This is a genomic window from Amycolatopsis sp. NPDC057786, assembly GCF_042797905.1.
Lineage (GTDB): Bacteria > Actinomycetota > Actinomycetes > Mycobacteriales > Pseudonocardiaceae > Amycolatopsis.
Window position 1 is genome coordinate 117,709 of the sequence record NZ_JBHVKW010000005.1, and the last position, 19,950, is coordinate 137,658.

Consider the following 19,950-nt stretch of genomic DNA (forward strand, 5'->3'; position numbering starts at 1 on the left):
AGTGATGCGCGAACTTGACGAATTCGAAGACGGTTTGATCGAGCGGTTCCGGAACCACCCGGCGCTGCGTGGCGTCACCGAGCTGTCACCGGAGGACCTGCAGACCGTCCTGCTGCAGCGGCGTTTCCTGTCGCTGGCCTTCACCATGGCCTACGACCTGGCGATCGACCTGCTCACCGACGAGCAGTCCAAACGGATCGCCCGCGTCATCATCCGGGAGGAGTACCCGGACAACACTTCGCCCGGCAGCACGCCTTCACACCGCGAGGACATGATGGCGGACATCCTCGCGCTGGGTGTCCCGCGGGAAGCGCTGGTGCGGTCGCGGAAGTCCCTGGCCACGACGGCGTGCGTCGACACCACGATGGAGCTGATCGCCTCGGCGGGTGATTCGAAGTACGCCGACGTCGAGCTGCTGACCATCCTGCGCTTCTGGGGTGAGGTGCTGGTCTCCGTCGAATACGGCGAACTGTGGCGCCGCATCGGCCCGGTGCTCGGCGAGAAGTCCGTCTTCTATTACCCGCACCATGTGCACGACGCGAAGTCCCGGCCACTCGCCGCCGCGTCGCCGCTTTCGCTCACCCATTCCGATCAGCTCGGACTGCGGCTCGTGCAGCTGATCGACTCGAGCGAGGCGCGGGAACGGTTCCGGGAGACGGAGCAGGCGGTCGTCGCGGTCAAGACGGCGTTCTACGACCAGTTCCTGCCCGCCTCTTGAGTGTTGGTCCCCTGGCACGGAAGTACCTACTACCAACTCGCCCGGAATCCCGGCTCCAGCCGGTGCCGAGACAACACAGGACGCAGCTGACGAGGTTCATCGAGCCTGTGGCTTCCCCCGGGGGCAGGGCTGCTCAGTCGGTGTCCTCAATGTGGCATCGGAGACGCTCAGTGTCCCCAATGCCACCTTGGGGACACTCGACCGCCGACCACACTGGTAGGTGAACAAAGACGAATCCGCCAAGGAGGCCTTCACGGACCGGCCCGCGGCCGATCTCACTCGGCGACGAGACCGGAGAACCGGCCCAGCGTCTCCTCGCGGCCCAGCGCCTGGGTGATCGCGTGCAGGTCCGGGCTCCGGGTCGAGCCCGTGATCGCGATCCGGATGATCTGCGAAGCCTCGCGGATGGAGCCCGGGAAGCCTTCGGGGTTCTTCTTGAATTCCTTGGCGTTCTTCGCGAAGCCGTGCTTCGCCGCGACCTCGCGGATCTGCTGGAACCATTCCTGGCCGTCGTCGAGCTGCTGGTAGTTCTCGACGAAGTCCCGCGCCACGGCCCGGACGACCTCGGAGTCGACACCGAGGGCGGCGATCCGCTCGTCGTCGGCGCTCGCGACGGCGGCGTGCAGCTGCGGGAAGAAGAAACCGTAGACGGCGCGGAACTCGCTCCACTTCTTCAGGTCCTTGCGCGGGTTCTCGGCGCCGTCACGCTCGACGGCGAGCGCGCGGAGCGCGAGGTCCGGCTCGGCGTCGAGGACGGACCGCAGCTCGGGGTCGAACCGCTCCGCCCAGCCGCGGACCTCTTCGAGGATCTCGGCGCCGGAAAGCGTGGCGATGTGGTCGGCCGAGATGTCGTCGAGTTTGACCAGGTCGACCAGCGGGCCGGCGACGCCGCATTCCTCGAGCTTGATCGGCTCGGCCAGCGCCTGGTCGAGCGGCAGCTCGGCGAGACGGCCGTTGGCGAGGCCGCGCAGGTAGTAGAGGACGGCCTTGGTGGGGTAGCCGGACTCGATGTAGAAGTCGACGCTCGCTTCCGGGTCCTTGCGCTTCGACAGCTTGCGCTTGCTGCCGCCCTCCTGCTTCATCAGCGGCGCGATGTGCGCGTACGTGATCGGCTCGAAGCCGAGCGCGTCGAACAGCTGCTGGTGCACCGGCACCGACGAGATCCACTCGTCGCCGCGGATGACCAGGTTGACGCGCATGAGGTGGTCGTCGACGGCGTGCGCGAAGTGGTAGGTCGGCAGCCGGGGGCTCTGGTCGGAGCTCTTGAGGATGACGACGTCGTTGCGGTTGGCCTCGGCCTCCAGCGGGCCGCGGATGGCGTCGGTGAACCGGGCGCGGGCGCCCGTGTCGTCGGGCGCGCGGAACCGCACGACGTACGGGTCTCCGGCGTCGAGCTTGGCCTGGACGTCGGCGGGGTCGGCGTCGCGCCAGATGGCCCACGAGCCGTAGTAGCCGGTCGGCAGCTTCGTCGCCTGCTGCCGGGCGGTGATCGCCGCCAGTTCGTCCTTGGTGGCGAAGTCGAGGTACGCGCGGCCGGTGCGGAGCAGGTGCCGGACGTAGGTCAGGTAGATCTGCTCGCGCTCGGACTGCTGGTACGGGCCGTAGTCGCCGCCGCGGTGGATGTCCTCGTCGGCGGCGAGATCGAAGTAGGCGAAGCCGCGTTCGAACTGGTCGATGGCGCCTTCGACCTCGCGGGACCGGTCGGTGTCCTCGACCCGGACGAGGTAGCGGCCGCCGCTGCGGCGGGCGACGTCCTGGTCGATGGTGGCGACGTAGACGCCGCCGATGTGCACGAACCCGGTCGGCGACGGGCCGAACCGGGTGACCAGGGCGCCCTCGGGGAGCTCGCGGGCGGGGTAACGCTGTTCCCAGTGCTCGGGCTCGGGCAGGTCGGCGGGGAAGAGGGCGTCGATGACTGCTCGGTCCAGCATGGCGGTTCAGATCTCCCGGCGTCGTGGTGCATGGCGGTTTTCGCCACCGAAGAGCCTAACCGTCCGGCCTCCCGGCCTGGTGAGGGTGGGTCCCGAAGCCGGATCGAGACGTGCTTTTTCGTCGGTGCCCCCCGGTAAAATAGGCCTTGCCGGACATTCGGGGAGGAAATCGGTGACCACCGATAGCTCGCTTCGTGAAGAACCCCAGCTCACCATCCGACCAAAGCCTTCGGCGTTCTTTCTGCGCCGTCGTTTTCTCCGCACTTTCGGGCCCGCGCTGGTGCTGGCCGTCAGCGGTCTGATCGTCCTGCTCGTGAGCGGAACCGTCGTGGTGCCGTTCCAGCAGACGCTGGTCCTGCGCGGCAAGATGGGCTCGAAATCGGATCTCTTCGAGGACGCCAAGGTCCAGGAAATCCTGATGCGTCACCATATCCGCGTCCACGTGACCAGGACGGGATCACGGGACATCGCCACGCACGACCTCAGCCAGTACGACTTCGTGTTCCTCTCGGGCGAGCCCGCCGCGGGTCTCGTCCGGCGGTCGAGAGCCAACGAGTGGACGGGCACCGCTCGCCAGCCGTTCACCAGCCCGATCGTCCTCGCCACGTACCGGCGTTACGCGGAAACGCTGGCGGGTAAAGGGATCGCGGCGAAACCGCCGGGGCAGGACCTCTACTACACGCTGGACACCGACAAGTTCATCCAGGTGATGAAGCGGGGGGAGACCTGGGATTCGCTGGGCGTCCGCGACCACGGCGCCGCGAACGGCAACCGGGTGCTGGCGCAGACCTCGAACATCTGCGACTCCAATTCGGGCGCGACGTACCTGATCTTGCTGGCGTTCCTGGAGAACGGCCGTCAGGTCCCGGTCGTCGACCCTCAGTCCGCCGGGCCGCCGAGCCTCACGAACGCGAAGAAGCTGGCAGGCCGGGTCAAACCCCTGGTGGCGGCCCAAGGCTTCCCGTCGGCCGATCTGTCGGAGTCCTACGCGAACCTCGCCGAGGGCGACAAGCCGATCGTCGTCATCTACGAGCACCAGTACCTTGCCATGCAGTTGCGGGCGAAGGCACAGAGCGGGCAGCCGGACCACGACCGGGTGCTGCTGTACCCGAAGGACAACATCCTGACGAAACCCCAGTTCCTCGCACTGAAGCCGGAAGCGGAGCGGCTGGGTGAACTGATCACCTTCGATCCCGATCTGCAGCGCCGCGCGATGGAGCTCGGGTTCGGCGTCGCGACCCCCGCGGGCAGCACGAAGAGCGCGCGGCTGTACGACTTCCTGCGCGGGCAGGGCCTGCCGACCCCGGAGATCGCGGACAACGACAGCACCACGCCGCTGCCGGACAACCTCGTACTGGAAGAGATGATCAAGACGGTCGGGGACTGCCAGTGAAGCGGCTGCTCGCGGTCCTGTGCTGCCTGCTCCTGGTGGTCGCCGCCTGTACGAGCGGCGGCCAGAAGGTGAAACTGCGCGTGCTGGCCAGTTCCGAACTGGCCGACCTCGGCCCGATTCTCGACGACCTTCGCGGGGAAACGGGAATCGAACTGGAAATGGATTTCCGGGGAACGGTCGACGCGAGCACTTCCCTCGCTCCGGGGAAAGCGACGCACGATCTCGCCTGGCTTTCCACCGACCGGTATTTCCAGCTCAAGCACCGACAATCGGGCGACAAGGGGGAACGGCCGCTCGCGACCAAGACGATGGTGTCGCCGGTCATCGTCGGGATCACCCCGGCGAAGGCGGCGGAGCTGCGCCGCGGCAAACCGGACGGGAAGCTCTCGTGGGCGGATCTGGCGGACGCGGCGGCGGGCGGCACGTTCCGGTTCGCGATGGCGGATCCGGCCAAGTCGACCAGCGGGCTCACCTCGCTCGTCGGGGTGGCGACGGCCGCCGCGGGTACCGGCGCCGCGCTGCGCCTCCAAGACGTCGGATGCGACAAGCTCCAGGGTTTCCGCACCGGGCACACGCTCACGGCGGATACGTCGGCCGCGGTGGCCGAGCGGTTCGCGGAGCGTCAGGACGTGGACGCGATCATCGGCTACGAGTCCACGCTGCTCTCGCTCAACGCGAGCGGCAGGCTCAAGACGCCGTTGGAACTGGTGTACCCGCGCGACGGCATCGTCCAGTCCGACTACCCGGTCCTGCTGCTCGACCCGGCCAAACGGGAGGTGTACGACAAGCTCGTCTCCTGGCTCAGGAGCCCGGCGACGCAGAAGAAACTGATGGAACGGACCCTCCGGCGGCCGATCACCGGCGACGTGGCGCTCGATCCGAGGCTGCCTGCCTCGATCGGGAACTCGTTGTACTTCCCCGACGAACAGGCCGTCGTGGACAAGCTCCTCGCCGATTACGCGGCCACCGCCGTCCGCGCTCCCGGACGCGTGATCTTCGTGCTGGACTTCTCCGGTTCGATGAAGGGGCCGAGGATCGACGCGCTCCGGGCGACCTTCGCCGGGCTGAGCGGCGGACCGGACGGCGGATTCGACCGCTTCTACCGCGGCGAGCGGCTCACGGTCCTCCGTTTCGGCGGGAAGATACTGGGGGACAGGGAATTCACCGTCGGTGACCCCCGGGATCTCGACGCGCTGCGGGCCTTCATCGCCACCGACGACTTCGACGGCAATACGGCGGTCTGGTCGGCACTCGGCGAGGCGTACGCGAAGGCAGGTGCCCATCGCCGTGCCGAACCGGACCGGAGCGTTTCGATCGTGCTGATGACCGACGGCGAGAGCAACACCGGGCCGGGCATCGAAGAATTCCTGCGCGCGCCGAGGGATCCGGGCGTGCACACGTACACCATCCGGTACGGCGAGGCCGATCCCGCCGAACTGGAGCGCGCGGCCGTGGCCACCGGTGGCCGGATGGTCGACGCGAACGCGACATCCCTGCTCAAGGCCTTCAAGGAGATCCGTGGCTGCCGATAATCTGTGGTGGGACGTCTGGGGCTGGTGGCTCGCCGTCTGGGTGCTGACCGCGGTCGCCTTCCTCGTCGCGGTCGTCGTTTTCGTGCGGCATTGGCGCCGCGCCCGTTCCGACGGCGATCAGGGCATGATCCGGGGCATCGGCTTCTACCTGCACACGAAATCCGTGATGGGCCTGTATCAGTTGCATCGCTACAACGAGGCGCTGGAACAGGAGGTGGAGAAGCGGAAGAGCCGCGGCTGGCGGTTCTGGGGTTCGGCCGGATTCGGGCCGCTCAAAGGGGAATCGGAGCGCACCGACACCGATGAGGAGTTCCGGCGATACATCCGCAAGGCCGAGCCGATCACCGTGATCGGCATCGTGATGAAGGTGCTGGAGAAGCACCACGACATCATCTACGTGGACCTGGCGAAGCAGGAGCTGGTCCACAACCGGGCGCTGGTGAAGGAACTCGGCTGGGCCGACGGTCCCGAGAGCACCCGGCAGCTCAAGACCCGGCTGCGGGGTGTCGAGGCGTTCGTCTCCGTGAAGGGCCTGTTCCGCAAACGCTCCCAGACCGACACCGAGACGGTTTTCGTGGCGCCGTACGGGAATCCGGACGATCCGGAGCGGAGCAGGAGGATCCGCTTCACCTGCGTGACCAGCGACCTGCGCGACACCGCGCCCTCCGGTGCGTTCCGGGCGCGGTGTCTGGGCAAGGTCGAGGACTGGGACCCCGAAACCGGTGAACTCGTCGTTCACCCCATCGCGATCTTCAAATGATCTTCCCCGGTGTCGGCGCAGAAACACCCGACGCCCTTCGCGATCCAGTCCCGGCCTTCCCACTCGGGGTGGCGTTCGATCATCAGCGCTTCGACCTCCGCGGCGATGGTCTCTTCGGGAAGGGACGAGTCGCGCCGCGTCCAGGTTTCGTCGCGTAGGAGTTCGAGGTACTCGCGGACGTCGGTGAGGATCCGGCGTCCCGAGACCTCGCCGTGGCCGGGGACGACGATGTCCTGCCCGGCGGCGGCCAGCCGTCGCAGCACCTCGATCCAGCGCGGCCCCGAGACGTCGGTGTCGTACGGCGGGAACCACGGGAAGATCGAGAACTGGCCGGCCTCGACCAGATCCCCGGTGAACAGCACGCCCGCGTCGGGCACGGTCACCACCTGGTCACCCTTGCTGTGGGCGCGTCCGGTGGCCTCCATCCGCACCACCCGCTCGCCGAGGTCGAGTTCGTACGCGTCGTCGTAGACCACGTCCGGGGTGGCGAGGGTGACGCCGTCCAGCGCGCGGGCGACCGGGGCGCCGAGGCCGCGGAACATGTCGAGATAGCCCGGTCCTTTGTGGACCAGGTCCGCCGCCTGCGCGCTGTTGACGAGATAGGTCGCCTCGTCCGCGAAGACCTGCGCGCCGAAAGCGTGCTCGGGGTGGAAATGCGTGGTGGTCAGGTACAGCCTGCGGCCGTGGGCGTGTTCGGCCGCGAAGGCGAGCACCTTTTCGGCGTTGCGAGGACCGAGCCCGGTGTCGACGACGAGCACCGAGTGGGAGCCGCCGATGAGCCCGATGTTGGGGACGAGGTCGACGCCGAGATCCGGGATCACCACGACGTCGCGGGCGATCTCCTTGGCCTGGCCGGGTTCGACGGCGGGCTCGTGGGTGAGGGGTTCGAAGGGCATGACGCCACCTTCGCGCCGGCCTCGGCGCTCCGTCCAAGTCCGATCTCCACCACCTGATACCTGATGGGTATCATCGCTGGTGATGGAGCTTCGCCTGCTGCGCTATTTCGTGGCCGTCGCCGAGGAACGGCACTTCGGCCGGGCCGCCGCGCGGCTGCACATGACCCAGCCGCCACTGAGCCGGGCCATCCGGCAGCTGGAGAACGACCTGGGCGTCGTCCTGCTGCTCCGCTCGGCCGCCGGTGTCGAGCCCACCGCCGCCGGAGCCACGTTGTACGCCGAGGCCCGCACCCTGCTGGACCAGGCCGACCGTGCCCGCGCTCGGGTGACCGCGGCGGCGGGGCCCGCGACGCTCACCGTCGGCACCCTGGCCGACGGGGCGGGGGAGGCGGGCACCCGGTTGGCCGCGGCGTTCCGGCGACGCCATCCCGAGGTCTCGATCCGCTTCCGCGAGGCGGATTTCACCGATCCCACCACCGGCCTGCGCGCCGGGCTGGCCGACGTCGCGCTGACCCGGTCGCCGTTCGACGAAACCGGCCTCAGCGTCCGGGTCCTGCGGTCCGATCCGGTCGGGCTGGTGCTGCGCACCGGTGACCCGCTCGCCGATCGTGCGTCGCTGCGGCTCGCCGACGTCGCCGATCGGCCTTGGTTCCAGCTGCCGGAGGGTACGGATCCGCTGTGGCGCGAGTACTGGAACGGGGCGGCGCCCGTCGGGGAGCGCCCTGCCGGGCCGGTCGTGCGCACGGTCGGTGAATGCCTTCAGGCCGTTCTGTGGAACGGCTCGGCCGGGATCGCGCCGCTCGGGCACACGCTGCCCGACGGGCTCACCTGGGTGCCGTTGGCCGACATGCCCCCGAGCCCGCTGGTCGTCGCCTGGGTGACCGCGCGGGAGAACCCGCTGATCCGCTCGTTCGCGCGGATCGCCGTGGAAGGCCACCGCCGGACGCACTTGCAAGTGCGTACTTCCGTCCGGAGAGCGACTCCCCGAAAGTGAGTACAGCTTCGCTCACCATCCACAAGGGAGTCCCTTTCATGTCACGACCCGCTGCCAGGTCCCGGATCCAGGTCGGCCGGACCACCGTCACCTACCTGCCCGACGGGCACGCCTGGCTCAACCCCGCCGTTTTCCTGCCGTCGAGTGTCCCGTCCGGCTGGGCGGCCCACGACGCGTTCCTCGACGAACGCGGCTGGTTCCCGGTCAGCATCGGCTCCTTCCTGATCAGATCCGGAGACCGGACCATCTTGGTGGACCTGGGACTCGGCGCGGCCGACTTCACGCTGCCCGGTGCCGCCGAGTTCCACGGCGGCGGCCTGCTCGACGCGCTGGCCGCGGAGGGCCTGTCACCCGAAGACGTCGACACCGTGATCTACACGCATCTGCACCACGACCACGTCGGCTGGACGACGAACGTCCCGCCCGCACCGGACCGCCAGGGCGGGCCCGTGACCGGGTTGACCTTCCCGGCGGCGCGGCATCTCGTCAGCGAGGCCGAATGGGCCCACTGGTCCGGCACGAACGACCCGGTCGGTCCGGATCCGCTCGCCGTGCAGCGGCCGCTGGCCGAGGTGATCGGGTTCTTCGGCGACGGCGACGTCATCGCGCCGGGTGTGCGGATACTCGCCACGCCGGGGCACACACCCGGCCACAGCAGCGTCGTGATCACCGATCCGGCCGAGGAGGATCGCCGCCGCGTCGTCGTGCTCGGCGACGTCATGCACTGCCAGGTCCAGATCACCGAAAGCCACTGGACGTTCGCGTTCGACGTCGACCCGGCGGAGGGCGTCGCCACCCGCGAGCAACTGCTGAAGGAGATCGAGGACGACCGGACGATCCTCGCCGGCGGGCATTTCGCCGGACAGGTGTTCGGCCGGGTCCTGCCGCCCGCGATGCGCCGGATCTGGGCCGCGGGCCCGGCCACCGGATAACGTCGCGGCATGCCGGAGCCAACCCGCCGCCGTCCCCGTCCAGGCACCCCAGGCCAGGTGCTGGCCTGGTTGCCGGACGGGCGGCCCGCCGACGTGTACAGCGCGCCGTGCCCCTCACGGCAGGTGCTGGATCGCATCGCGGACAAATGGACCGCGCTGATCGTCGGCTGCCTCTCGATGGGGACCAAGCGCTACAGCGAACTGCGCGCCGCGATCGACGGGGTCAGCGAGAAGATGCTCACCCAGACCCTGCGCGGCCTCGAACGCGACGGGCTGGTCACACGCACCGTGCATCCGACGGTGCCGCCGAAGGTCGAGTACACGTTGACCGAACTCGGCAGCACCCTCACCGCGCCGTTGGCGGTGATCCGGGACTGGGCCGAATCCCATATCAACGAGATCAACGACGCCAGGACGCGGTACGACGCCGAGGTGTAGAAAGACCGGCTCCGGGGCATTCACCGGGCATGCCGGACTCATCCTCGGAACCCGACGACGCGACCATCGACGCCGTCGGAAAGCTGGTCTTCGCCCTCGAAACGGTCGAACAGGCGCGCGGGCACCTGTACGCCTTCCATCACCTCACGGGGACAGCCGACTTCGCGCTCGGCGATGCCGTCGACGGCCTCCGTAAGGCCGGGCACGCGGAGTGGGCGGACCGGATCGAGACCGAGCTGATCGGGCTCAACGTCCTGCCCGAGCGGTGGACCTTTCAGCTGATCGAGGAGTACGACGACGGCTACTACGCGGCTTTCCGGGGGATGACGCGCGACGTCGCCGACGACCTGACCGGCGGACGGCGGCACCTGCACGAAGAACGCATCAAGCGGCGACGGCGCACCGAGGGGCGGCCGGGCCACGAGATGGGACGACCGAGCGGCTGAGGGTCAGAAGATCGACCAGCCGGTCAGGGTGGTGAACCGGTCCAGCGCCGCGACGCCCGCGACGGAGTTGCCGCGCGGGTCCAGTCCCGGGCTCCACACGCAGATCGCGCACCGGCCGGGGACGATCGCCACGATGCCGCCGCCGACCCCGCTCTTGCCGGGAAGCCCGACACGATAGGCGAATTCACCCGCGGCGTCGTAGGTACCGCAGGTCAGCATCACCGCGTTGACCCGCTTGGCCGCGCTCCGCTCGAGCAGCCTGGTGCCGTCGTTGCGCACCCCGTGGCGGGCGAGGAACACCGCCGCGCGCGCGACGTCGCCGCAGCTCATCGCGATCGAACATTGGCGCACGTACTGATCGAGGACCGTGGGCACCGGATGACGCATGTTCCGGTACGACGCCATGAAATACGCGAGCGCGCGGTTGCGGTCGGCGTGGGCGGCCTCGGACGCGGCGACCTCGGCGTCGATCCCGATGGCCGGGCTGCCGCTTTCCTCGCGGAGGAACCGAAGCAATGTCTCCACCGCGTCGCCGTGGTGCGCCAATTCGTCGGTCACCACGAGCGCGCCTGCGTTGATGAAGGGATTGCGCGGGATCCCGTCCTCGTTCTCCAGCTGGATCAGCGAATTGAACGGGTTGCCGGACGGCTCGCGGCCCACCCGTTCCCACACACCGTCGCCGTGGGAGAGCGCGAGCGCCAGGGTGAAGACCTTCGACATGCTCTGGATGGAGAACGGCGTCTCCCAGTCGCCGACGCCGTGCACCCCACCGTCCACTTCGGCCACCGCCATGCCGAACCGGCCGGGTTCGACCCTGGCCAGGGCGGGGATGTAGTCCGCGACGGAGCCGCGGCCGATCTCCGGCGCGACGTCGTCGGCGATCCGGTCCAGCAGCGCTGCGAGGTCCACGGACGTAGCGTAGAAGCGCTTCTTCGCGCGCGAAGATCGGGGTTCGCCGGTGAACTTGTCAAATCGGAAAGGGAAATTCCGGGAAAACCACCAGGGTGACGTCCCGCACACCTTAAGTCTTCCTTAGCACTGTTGGTGACCTGCCGCACACGCTCTAGCGTCTGGCAACCATGGATTCCTCGCTGCTCACCGAAAAAGGTGAAAGCTACTCAAAAGCACTGGGCAACCGCCAAGTGCAGATGATCGCCATCGGCGGCGCGATCGGCGTCGGGCTGTTCCTCGGTGCCGGCGGCAAGCTCCACCAGGTCGGGCCGTCGCTGGTCCTGTCGTACGCGCTCTGCGGTATCGCCGCGTACTTCGTGATGCGCGCTCTCGGTGAACTCGTGCTGCACGAGCCGACTTCCGGCAGTTTCGTCACCTACGCCCGCAAGTTCATCGGGCCGTGGGCGGGTTTCGCCTCCGGCTGGATGTACTGGGTGAACTGGGCGATGACCGGGATCGCGGAGATCACCGCGGTGGCCATCTACGTGCACAAGTGGCTGCCCGACGTGCCGCAGTGGATCACCGCGCTGGTCGCGCTCGGTGTGCTGATCCTGGTGAACCTGCTTTCGGTGAAACTGTTCGGCGAGCTGGAATTCTGGTTCTCGGTGGTCAAGGTGCTGGCCATCGTGGTCTTCCTGGTCACCGCGACCGGGCTGGTGCTCACCAGCGCCGACATCGGCGGTACCACGGCGGGCGTGCACAACCTGACCGCCCACAATGGATTCTTCCCGGCCGGCCTCGGCATCGCGCTGATGACCCTGCAGGCGGTCATCTTCGCGTATTCGGCGATCGAGCTCGTCGGTATCGCCGCCGGCGAGACCAAGGACGCCCGCAAGGTGGTGCCCAAGGCCATCAACGGGGTCGTCTGGCGGATCGGCGTGTTCTACGTGGGATCCGTGCTGCTGCTGGCGATGCTCCTGCCGTGGCCGTTCTACAACGGCGGCGAGAGCCCGTTCGTCACCGTGTTCAGCAGGCTCGGGATCCCGGGTATCGGCGACGTGATGAACGCCGTCGTGCTCACCGCCGCGCTGTCCAGTTGCAACTCCGGGCTCTATTCGACCGGCCGCATCCTGCGCGCGCTGGCGGACAAGGGCGAGGCGCCGAAGTTCGTCGGCAGGATGAGCGGCCGCCACGTGCCCTACGGCGGCATCCTGTTCACTTCCGGTGCCTACGTGCTGGGCGTGGTGCTCAACTACCTGGTCCCGAAGGACGCCTTCGACATCGCGATCGCCTCGCTCGGCGTGATCACCACCTGGGCGACGCTGATCTTCTGTCAGATGCGGCTGCGTCAGGCGGCACTGCGCGGCGAGCTGGAACGGCCGTCCTACCGGATGCCTTGGGCGCCTTACAGCGGCTGGGCGACGTTGGGCTTCCTCGCGCTGGTCGTCGTCCTTATGGGCTTCTCCGACGGCGCCGAGAAGATCGCGTTCTATTCGATCCCGGTGCTGGTCGTGGTGCTGGCGGTCGGCTGGCGGATCGTCGGGAAACGTCAACGGCAAGAGGTCCGCTGACCCTTCACCGATTTCGTGGGTGCTTCGAGATCGGGGAGGCGTGGGCGCCGGGTGGGGTGAAGGGGGCCTTCGCTGCGTTAGATGCGGTGAAAGGCCCCTTCACCCCGCTCCGAAACACATTCAGAGGACGAAATGCGGTCGTCAGCTGGACGTCGGGAAATGGAAACCGGCGGTGGAATGCGGCCACCGCGTCGTGACGACCTTCGCCCGCGTATAGAACCGGACGCCCGCCGGGCCGTGGATCGGGCTGTCCCCGATGAGGGAGTCCTTCCAGCCACCGAAGGAGTAGTACGACATCGGCACCGGGATGGGCACGTTCACCCCGATCATGCCCACCTTCACCTCGCGCTGGAACCGCCGCGCGGCCTCGCCGCTTCCGGTGAAGACCGCGGTCCCGTTCCCGTACGGGTTCGCGTTGATCAGCGCGATCGCTTCGTCCAGAGTGGACACCCGCACGATCCCGAGTACCGGCCCGAAGATCTCGTCGCGGTAGGCGGCCATGCCGGTGGTCACGTGGTCCAAAAGGGACGGTCCGACGAAGAATCCCTCTTCGTGCCCGGCGACCCGGAGGTCCCGGCCGTCGACCACCACGGTCGCGCCTTGCTCCGCGCCGAGGGCGACGGAGTCGACCACCCGCTGCCGCGCGGCCTCCGTGACCACCGGACCCATGTCGTTGCCCGCCTCGTCACCGGGACCGACCTTGATCTCGGTGGCCTTGCGCTTCAGGATCTCGACCAGCCCGTCGCCTGCCGAACCCACGGCGACGCCGATGGAGATCGCCATGCAGCGCTGCCCGGCGGAACCGAACGCGGCGGCCGTCAGATGGTTCGCGGCGTACTCCAGATCGGCGTCGGGCAGGACGACGGCGTGGTTCTTGGCCCCGCCCAGCGCCTGCACGCGTTTGCCGGACGCCGTCGCGCGTTCGTGGACGTACTTGGCGATCGGGGTCGACCCGACGAACGAGACGGCGGCGATATCGGGATGCTCCAGGATCGCGTCGACCGCGACCTTGTCCCCGTTGACCACGTTGAACACGCCGTCCGGAAGGCCCGCCTCGGCGTACAGTTCGGCGACCAGCCGGGACGCCGACGGGACCCGTTCGCTGGGCTTGAGGACGAACGTGTTGCCCGCCGCGATGGCGATCGGGTGCATCCACAGCGGCACCATGATCGGGAAGTTGAACGGCGTGATCCCGGCGACCACCCCGAGCGGCTGCCGGAAGTCGTGCACGTCCACGTCCCGCGAGACCTGGTCGGAGAAGCCGCCCTTCAGCGCGTCGGCGATCCCGCAGGCGTACTCGACGATCTCGCGGCCGCGGACGATCTCGCCGCGCGCGTCGTCGATCACCTTGCCGTGCTCGGCGGAGATGATCCGGGCGAGTTCGTCCTCGTGCTTCACCAGCAGCTCGCGGAAGGCGAACATCACCTTCGTCCGCTGTGACAACGACGAATCGCCCCACGTTTCGAACGCCTTGCCCGCGGCGGCCACCGCGGTGTCCACATCGGACGGTTCCGCGAGGAGCACCTGCGCCCGCGGGCGCCCCGCGGCCGGGTCGAACACCGGAGCGGTGCGGGTGGAGCCCGCCGCGGTCGCGGTGCCGTTGATCCAGTGATCGATGGTCTTCACGCGTTGTCCTCCACAGGTGTTCACAGCAGTCCGACGGCCGTGTCGACGGCCTTGGCGACGTCGCCGTCGTGCGGGTAGAGCAGGGACCGGCCGACCACCAGGCCTTGCACGGTCGGCAGGGCGAGCGCGCGTTGCCAGGCGGCGAACGCGGCGTCGGGATCCTTGACCTCGCCGCCCAGCAGGACGGTGGGCAACGTCGAGGCGGCCAGCACGCGTTCCATGTCCTGCACCACCGGGAGTTTCAGCCAGGTGTAGGCCGACGAGCGGCCGAGCGCGGAGGCGATGGTGATCGAGCGGATCACGGCGTCGGGGGAGAGGTCGGTGCGGAGGCGTCCGTCGACCCAGTCCGCCAGGAACGGCTCGACCATCGCGATCAGTTTGCGGTCGGCGAGGTCGTTGACCGCCTTCGCGGTGTTCTCGAGGACGCTCGGCGTCGCCGGGTCCGTCAGGCAGATCCTGGTGAGCGTCTTGCCGCCGTCGAACCGCATCCGCTCGATCGTTTCGGCGTCGTAGCAGGCGAACCGGTCGTCGATCTCGAAAGTCGATCCCGCGAGTCCGGTGCGGTTCATCGAGCCGATGACGGTCTTGCCGTCGAGGGCGCCGAGGAGCAGTAGGTCGTCGATGATGTCCGGCGTCGCCAGCACGCCGGTGACCCCGGGGCGTTCCAGTGCCAGGCAGAGGCGGTCGAGCAGTTCGCCGCGGTCGGCCATCGCGAGCGGGTCGGAGCCGACGCCGTTCGCGCCGCGAGCCGGATGGTCCGCGGCGATGATCATCGTGCGGCCCTTGTCGTTGAAGGGCGACTTCGCCCGGACGCGGGTGGCGGCGGCCACCGCGACGGCTCCCGGATCGCGCACTCGCGCGGTGACTATCCGGCGCACTGTGTCCGACACCTTCGTACCTCCCGGCTCGCGTGGTCCCGCGACCATCGCAAGCGGTGGGAGACTTTGTCAAGACATATGGACATAAGGTCATAGTGGCCGGTCGCGGTAGGCTCCGCGCATGAAACCCTGGGCGCCCGGCGAGATCGTGGTGGATCCGAACGGTCCGGAGCCGCTGTATTCCCAGGTCGCCCGGCAGATCGGTGCCGCCATCGAAGACGGAAGGCTGCCGAACGGCGCCAGGCTGGACAACGAGCTCGACCTGGCCGCGCGGCTGCATCTCTCGCGGCCGACCATCCGTCAGGCGATCCAGTCACTGGTCAATCAGGGGCTCCTCGTCCGCAAGCGCGGGGTCGGCACGCAGGTCGTGCGCACCAAGGTCGCACGGCCGTTGCGGCTGAGCAGCCTCTTCGACGACCTCAGCGAAATCGGCGACAAGCCGGAATCGGTCGTTCTCGTCAACCGGGTCGAGCCCGCGGGTGACGACGCGATCGAGCATCTCGAGGCGCCGGGTCTGACCCACGTCCGGCGGCTCAAGCGGGTGCGCTCGACCGGCGGCGAGCCGCTGGCGATCATGAACAACTACCTGCCCGACGGCCTCATCGCCCCGGCCGACGACGAACTGCGGGACACGGGCCTCTACCAGCTACTGCGCTCGGCCGGGGTCCGGCTGCACGCCGCCCAGCAGAACGTCGGGGCCCGGCAGGCGACCGAAGAGGACGCCGAACTGCTCGACGAGAAGCCGGGCGCGGCGCTGCTCACCATGCGCCGCACCACCTACGACGAATCGGGCAAGGTCGTGGAGTACGGATGGCACGTCTACCGCGCGTCGCGCTACTCGTTCAACCTCTCACTGACCCACAACGTCTGACGGTTCGCGTTCCAGATCGGTTTCCAGCGCGTCGTACACCGAAGGGCGGAACCGCCGCAGCCAGCCGGCGAGCGCGAGCCCGGCCAGCGCGACCACCAGGAGCAGCCACGGCAGGTGCGGGACGACGCCGTTGCTCGACCCGGCGAGTGTGGGGAAGTTGAGGATCGCCAGCGTCACGATCAGCCCGAGACCCACCGCGCCCAGCCCGGGGGCGATGAGCGTCTTCACCACCCGGCGATCCCGCGTCCGGCGGAAGTAGACCAGGATCGCCACCGCCGCGAACAACTGCAGGGTGAGGATGCCGAGCGTCCCGAAGCCGGTCATGCTCGCGGTGAGATCGGCGACCGGGTCGAGGCCCGCGAGCCGGAACGCCAGCGCCACCAGCGAACCGAAGACCAGCTGGACGATCGAGGCGTAGCGCGGCGCGCCGTTGCGCGGATCGGTCTTGCCAAGCAGACGCGGCAGCACGCCGACCCGGCCCAGCGCGTACAGATAACGGGTGGCCGAATTGTGCAGCGCCAGCAGCGCCGCGAACAGGCTGACCACCAGAAGCAGCAGCATCACCTTCGTCAACGGGCCGCCGAGATACTCCTGCGCGACCGATAGCACGAGGTCCCCGCTCGACAGATGCGCGGCGGCCACGTCCTGTGCCTGCTCGGCGCCGATCGCGCTGACCACGGCCCAGGTCGTGAACGCGGCGAACACGCCGATGAACCCGATCGCGATGTAGGTCGCCCGCGGGATCGTCCGCTTGGGATCCTTGGCCTCCTCGCCGAACAGCGCCGTCGCCTCGAACCCGATGAAAGCGTTGGCGGCGAACAGCAACGCGAGACCGCCCGCGCCCTGGAACATGACGGACGGGCTGAACGCGGCGAACGAGAAGCCGTGCCGGAACAGCACGCTGAAGTCCATGATCAGCAGGATCGACACTTCGAGGATCAGCGAGACACCCAGCACCTTCGCGCTGACCGCGATTCCGCGGCGGCTGAGCAGGAAGACCAGCACGACCGAGAGCGCGCTCCAGAACAGCCAATCGAGTTTCACGCCGAAGACGTCGTCGATCGCCGTGGAGGTGAAGAACCCGCTCGTGCCGATCGCGCCCGCGACGAAACAGTTGTAGCCGAGCATCGCGACGAACCCGGCGACGAGACCCGGCGTCCTGCCAAGGCCCTTGACCACGAACGCGTAAAAGCCGCCCGCGCTGGTGAGCACCCGCGACATCTGCGCGTAGCCGACGGCGAACAGCAGCAGGACGACCGTCGCCAGCAGGAACGCCGCGACCATGCCGCCGCCGTTCCCGACCGCGATGCCGATGGCCGCGATCACGATCATCCCGGTCAGCGGCGCGACCGCGGCGAGCACGAGGAAGACGATGCCCGGCACGCCCAGGACGTTCTTGGCGAGCGACGTGTCGTCTCGGCGCATTCGGTACTCCTCGTCTCGGCTGGACGGCCAGTATGGGAGGGGGCGCCGCACCGGTCTTTGCCTTTGCGTGCCCACCGCTTGTCCGTCAGCGCCGGGTACCTCCGAGTGGGTGTCCGCGTCCGAGGCCGGTTGACCGGAATCGACGCGTTTAGAACCCGCGTGAGTGGTTAGTCCGATACGGCCGATCTTGCCGGTTTAGGCTGTTCGATCGGTTTTGCCCGTCCGGTTCACGGCACTCCATCCGACCGGGTACACGGGAGGAACGCCGTCAGGAACGATCCACCTCCGGTGTCCTCAAGGGGGCTCGAATGGACACACCGCTGGGAAAGTTCATGCTGCTGGATTCGGAGGACCCGGAGGAGACGCGGAAGTGTCTGGCCGGCCTGTTCGGGGAATGCCGGTTTCGCGCGGGCCCCACGTCGAAGGTTCGCGTGCACGCCCGGCGCACGAAGAACTTCACGGTCGCCTGCGTCTGTTGCTCCGCCGCGGCGGAACTGCGGGTCGGCGGTACGCGCCGGCACTTCCTGATCTCGATCCCGGTCACCGGCAGGGCGGCCGCCGCCGGGGAGCGGCGGAGCCTGCACCTCCGTGAGCGACGAGGGCACGTGTGCAATCCCGGTTCTGTGCTGGAGGCCCGCTGGTCGCGAGAGTTCGCCCAGATGATGGTGATCATCGACCGCGGAGTCCTCGAAATGCGGCTGAGTGCGATGCTCGGTCGCGCACTGCCTCAGCCCTTGCGGTTCGAGGAGACGCTGAATACCGGTCGTCAGCCCGCCAAGGGATGGTACGACGCCTTGACGGCTTACGTAGAGTCCTTGGACGACACGGACAGCGCGCTGGAAATCGAAGCCGTCGCGGATGCCGTCGAACAGGGATTGATGACCACATTTTTGGCTTCACAGAAGCATAATTACTGGGACGTCGTGACCGGCGAAGCGAAACTCGTGTCTTCACGCACCATTCGCGAGGCCACCCGGCTGATCGACGGGCAACCGCACCGGCATCATTCGGTGACGAGCCTCGCCCGCGAACTCGGGGTGAGCGTGCGCGCGCTGGAGAAGGGTTTCAAGCGGCATCTGGCGACCACTCCCAACGCCTATCTTCGCGATGTCCGGTTGGAACGCGCCCATGCCGACCTTTCCGCGGGCGAGCCCGACACGGTCACCGTGGCACAAGTGGCCCAACGGCACGGGTTCTTCCACTTCGGGCGGTTCGCGGCCACCTATCGTGACCGGTTCGGTGAAGCCCCGTCGCATACCTTGCGCCGCCTCGTCGGGCCCTTTCGCTCGGGGTACGGATGATGGACAGGACCGTGCGCGGAAGTGATCGCCACGGTCCACCATGCCCTCATACGGTGGAACGAAGCGTCACCCACCAGTACCTCGTTCTTCCCTGCTGCACCAGGCATACGGCGTGACGCTTCCGGTACCGCCGACGGAAGGGTCAGGCCATGCCCCGAGAGCGTGAAACGTCATCCCGAAGAGGAGGTGCCGCGGCCGTGCTGGCCGCGGACCCTCGTGTGCCGGCCGGCGACGTCCCGGCGTGGCTGACCGGCCTGCTCACCGAATGTCCCGGACCCGACGCGGCCAGCGCGTCGGCCGCGTGGGCCGGAATGGGCGAGCACTGGATCGCGCGATGGTGCTCCATCACGGGTTCCCCGGCCCCCGCGATGGACGACGCCATCCGCGACTTCATCCAGACCATGCGCGGGGAAGGTGATCTCTCCGAAGTCCAGCTGGCGCAGGTGTGTCACGCGATCGATCCCGGCCGCGGGCACACCCTCGCGGACGGCGCCGGCTCGGCGATCGAACGGTTCCTTTGGCGAGTCCGGCCGTGGCTGCCGCTCTGGGTCTCCTTCGCGCACTGGGTCGTCCGATGGTGCGTGCACCGCCGTCGCGGGCATGTCCTGTTCCTCGCGCGCGACATGCTGACGACCTATCTCACGGCGCGGCGGCTCGACCTGAAGATGTCCACCGGGCTGGACATCCGCCTCGCCCACGCGTCCCGCGCCGACCACGGCGCCCTCGCGGACGTGCTCGGACTGCGGGACGGTGAGTGGTTCGAGCCCGAACGGGTCGCGCTGGTCGACTCCGGTTGCTACGGCACGGTCATGTCGCGGCTGGCCGGGCAGATCGACGCGGAGACACGCGCCGAAGAAGAGGCCGCCTGCCTGTTCTATTTCAGCCGTAATCCCAAGATCTTCGGCTACCTCAATTATCTGCTCAGCCCCAGCATCCTCGAACGCGACATCGCGGGCACGGACGTCGCCGACTTCGTCATCTACGCCGGGGACCTCCTCGAAGCCATGCCGAAGCCGTACCGGGTCGTCCGTACCGGGGCCGGTCTGGTCGCCGAGCCGCAGGATCTGCTGACCTTCTGCCTCGGCATGACCGTGCTCAAGGAGGTCGACGACTTCGTCGCCGCCGGTCCGCTGCCGTCGATCCCCCAAGCGCAACGCCGGGCCCTGGAGCTGTACAACGCGTACTCCAACGCCCCGGCGAACCGGACGCACGCCGATTCGCTGCTGTTCCACACTCCCGCGCCGCAGCAACTGCCTGCCGCCTATGGCTTCGAAACACTCGACTTCCAGAGTTTCCCGCCACAGAACGAGATCTTCGGGTCCGCGCCCGGCTGAGGAAGAAAGGACG

18 protein-coding genes are annotated in these 19,950 nt (G+C 68.3%); 12 read left to right on the plus strand and 6 right to left on the minus strand.

The window, feature by feature from the left end:
* Positions 1–4: 4 nt before the first annotated feature.
* Positions 5–718 carry a hypothetical protein gene (locus tag ACFVM3_RS05810; RefSeq protein WP_378435938.1) on the plus strand — a complete coding sequence of 238 codons (714 nt, stop codon included), beginning with the start codon at positions 5–7 and terminating at the stop codon, positions 716–718.
* 275 nt (positions 719–993) lie between these two features.
* On the opposite strand, the gene ACFVM3_RS05815 is transcribed toward ACFVM3_RS05810, so the two are convergent.
* On the minus strand, positions 994–2,649 hold the full coding sequence (locus ACFVM3_RS05815; RefSeq protein ID WP_378435940.1) for a glutamate--tRNA ligase: 1,656 nt from the start codon (positions 2,647–2,649) through the stop codon (positions 994–996).
* A gap of 172 nt (positions 2,650–2,821) precedes the next feature.
* Between ACFVM3_RS05815 and ACFVM3_RS05820 the strand changes: the two genes are divergently transcribed.
* The 3 genes from ACFVM3_RS05820 to ACFVM3_RS05830 are packed head-to-tail and all read left to right on the plus strand — an operon-like array spanning position 2,822 to position 6,334.
* Positions 2,822–4,042: a hypothetical protein gene (locus ACFVM3_RS05820; protein ID WP_378435941.1), complete on the plus strand. Its 1,221-nt coding sequence runs from the start codon at positions 2,822–2,824 to the stop codon at positions 4,040–4,042.
* On the plus strand, positions 4,039–5,574 hold the full coding sequence (locus ACFVM3_RS05825) for a substrate-binding domain-containing protein (RefSeq protein ID WP_378435943.1): 1,536 nt from the start codon (positions 4,039–4,041) through the stop codon (positions 5,572–5,574). Before ACFVM3_RS05820 ends, ACFVM3_RS05825 begins: the two co-directional genes overlap by 4 nt.
* Complete coding sequence (locus tag ACFVM3_RS05830) at positions 5,561–6,334, plus strand: hypothetical protein (RefSeq protein WP_378435945.1); 774 nt, start codon at positions 5,561–5,563, stop codon at positions 6,332–6,334. The genes ACFVM3_RS05825 and ACFVM3_RS05830 overlap by 14 nt, the downstream gene beginning before the upstream one ends.
* Here the strand turns inward: ACFVM3_RS05830 and ACFVM3_RS05835 are convergent.
* Positions 6,310–7,230 (minus strand): MBL fold metallo-hydrolase, encoded by a 921-nt coding sequence (locus ACFVM3_RS05835; RefSeq protein WP_378435947.1) that lies wholly within the window; start codon positions 7,228–7,230, stop codon positions 6,310–6,312. The genes ACFVM3_RS05830 and ACFVM3_RS05835 overlap by 25 nt on opposite strands.
* A gap of 82 nt (positions 7,231–7,312) precedes the next feature.
* Here ACFVM3_RS05835 and ACFVM3_RS05840 point away from each other — a divergent pair, with 82 nt between their 5' ends.
* From ACFVM3_RS05840 to ACFVM3_RS05855, 4 genes are read left to right on the plus strand one after another with little or no spacing between them, the layout of a single operon-like run.
* Complete coding sequence (locus ACFVM3_RS05840) at positions 7,313–8,224, plus strand: LysR substrate-binding domain-containing protein (protein ID WP_378435949.1); 912 nt, start codon at positions 7,313–7,315, stop codon at positions 8,222–8,224.
* A 38-nt stretch (positions 8,225–8,262) separates the two neighbouring features.
* Positions 8,263–9,156 (plus strand): MBL fold metallo-hydrolase, encoded by an 894-nt coding sequence (locus ACFVM3_RS05845; RefSeq protein ID WP_378435951.1) that lies wholly within the window; start codon positions 8,263–8,265, stop codon positions 9,154–9,156.
* Positions 9,157–9,165: 9 nt separating this feature from the next.
* Entirely contained in the window at positions 9,166–9,594 is a 429-nt protein-coding gene (locus ACFVM3_RS05850) for a winged helix-turn-helix transcriptional regulator (RefSeq protein WP_378435953.1), read from the plus strand.
* 29 nt (positions 9,595–9,623) lie between these two features.
* Positions 9,624–10,040 carry a hypothetical protein gene (locus ACFVM3_RS05855; RefSeq protein ID WP_378435955.1) on the plus strand — a complete coding sequence of 139 codons (417 nt, stop codon included), beginning with the start codon at positions 9,624–9,626 and terminating at the stop codon, positions 10,038–10,040.
* A 3-nt stretch (positions 10,041–10,043) separates the two neighbouring features.
* Here ACFVM3_RS05855 and ACFVM3_RS05860 read toward each other — a convergent pair whose 3' ends face one another.
* Positions 10,044–10,949, minus strand: coding sequence for a glutaminase (locus ACFVM3_RS05860; RefSeq protein ID WP_378435957.1), 906 nt, complete (start codon positions 10,947–10,949; stop codon positions 10,044–10,046).
* 170 nt (positions 10,950–11,119) lie between these two features.
* Here ACFVM3_RS05860 and ACFVM3_RS05865 point away from each other — a divergent pair, with 170 nt between their 5' ends.
* The gene (locus ACFVM3_RS05865) at positions 11,120–12,502 is read left to right on the plus strand and encodes an amino acid permease (RefSeq protein ID WP_378435959.1); all 1,383 of its coding nucleotides are present in this window, start codon (positions 11,120–11,122) and stop codon (positions 12,500–12,502) included.
* 141 nt (positions 12,503–12,643) lie between these two features.
* Here ACFVM3_RS05865 and ACFVM3_RS05870 read toward each other — a convergent pair whose 3' ends face one another.
* Together ACFVM3_RS05870 and ACFVM3_RS05875 are read right to left on the minus strand one after the other, a co-directional pair.
* Positions 12,644–14,128 carry a CoA-acylating methylmalonate-semialdehyde dehydrogenase gene (locus tag ACFVM3_RS05870; protein ID WP_378435960.1) on the minus strand — a complete coding sequence of 495 codons (1,485 nt, stop codon included), beginning with the start codon at positions 14,126–14,128 and terminating at the stop codon, positions 12,644–12,646.
* A 20-nt stretch (positions 14,129–14,148) separates the two neighbouring features.
* On the minus strand, positions 14,149–15,018 hold the full coding sequence (locus tag ACFVM3_RS05875) for an aldolase (protein ID WP_378435962.1): 870 nt from the start codon (positions 15,016–15,018) through the stop codon (positions 14,149–14,151).
* A gap of 109 nt (positions 15,019–15,127) precedes the next feature.
* On the opposite strand from ACFVM3_RS05875, the gene ACFVM3_RS05880 reads away from it, so the two are divergent.
* Positions 15,128–15,877, plus strand: a complete 750-nt coding sequence (locus ACFVM3_RS05880; RefSeq protein WP_378435964.1) for a GntR family transcriptional regulator — start codon at positions 15,128–15,130, stop codon at positions 15,875–15,877.
* Here ACFVM3_RS05880 and ACFVM3_RS05885 read toward each other — a convergent pair.
* Positions 15,857–17,302: an APC family permease gene (locus ACFVM3_RS05885; RefSeq protein ID WP_378435966.1), complete on the minus strand. Its 1,446-nt coding sequence runs from the start codon at positions 17,300–17,302 to the stop codon at positions 15,857–15,859. The genes ACFVM3_RS05880 and ACFVM3_RS05885 overlap by 21 nt on opposite strands.
* A 308-nt stretch (positions 17,303–17,610) precedes the next feature.
* Here ACFVM3_RS05885 and ACFVM3_RS05890 point away from each other — a divergent pair, with 308 nt between their 5' ends.
* Both ACFVM3_RS05890 and ACFVM3_RS05895 read left to right on the plus strand, forming a co-directional pair.
* Positions 17,611–18,603 (plus strand): AraC family transcriptional regulator, encoded by a 993-nt coding sequence (locus ACFVM3_RS05890; RefSeq protein WP_378435968.1) that lies wholly within the window; start codon positions 17,611–17,613, stop codon positions 18,601–18,603.
* Positions 18,604–18,800: 197 nt separating this feature from the next.
* Positions 18,801–19,937, plus strand: coding sequence for a hypothetical protein (locus ACFVM3_RS05895; protein ID WP_378435970.1), 1,137 nt, complete (start codon positions 18,801–18,803; stop codon positions 19,935–19,937).
* The last annotated feature ends 13 nt before the right edge of the window (positions 19,938–19,950 follow it).

Coding starts and splice junctions, on each gene's coding strand:
- ACFVM3_RS05810 (WP_378435938.1), top strand. CDS start 5: ATGCGCGAACTTGACGAATTCGAAGACGGTTTGATCGAGCGGTTCCGG.
- ACFVM3_RS05815 (WP_378435940.1), bottom strand. CDS start 2,649: ATGCTGGACCGAGCAGTCATCGACGCCCTCTTCCCCGCCGACCTGCCC.
- ACFVM3_RS05835 (WP_378435947.1), bottom strand. CDS start 7,230: ATGCCCTTCGAACCCCTCACCCACGAGCCCGCCGTCGAACCCGGCCAG.
- ACFVM3_RS05840 (WP_378435949.1), top strand. CDS start 7,313: ATGGAGCTTCGCCTGCTGCGCTATTTCGTGGCCGTCGCCGAGGAACGG.
- ACFVM3_RS05845 (WP_378435951.1), top strand. CDS start 8,263: ATGTCACGACCCGCTGCCAGGTCCCGGATCCAGGTCGGCCGGACCACC.
- ACFVM3_RS05850 (WP_378435953.1), top strand. CDS start 9,166: ATGCCGGAGCCAACCCGCCGCCGTCCCCGTCCAGGCACCCCAGGCCAG.
- ACFVM3_RS05855 (WP_378435955.1), top strand. CDS start 9,624: ATGCCGGACTCATCCTCGGAACCCGACGACGCGACCATCGACGCCGTC.
- ACFVM3_RS05865 (WP_378435959.1), top strand. CDS start 11,120: ATGGATTCCTCGCTGCTCACCGAAAAAGGTGAAAGCTACTCAAAAGCA.
- ACFVM3_RS05880 (WP_378435964.1), top strand. CDS start 15,128: ATGAAACCCTGGGCGCCCGGCGAGATCGTGGTGGATCCGAACGGTCCG.
- ACFVM3_RS05885 (WP_378435966.1), bottom strand. CDS start 17,302: ATGCGCCGAGACGACACGTCGCTCGCCAAGAACGTCCTGGGCGTGCCG.
- ACFVM3_RS05890 (WP_378435968.1), top strand. CDS start 17,611: ATGGACACACCGCTGGGAAAGTTCATGCTGCTGGATTCGGAGGACCCG.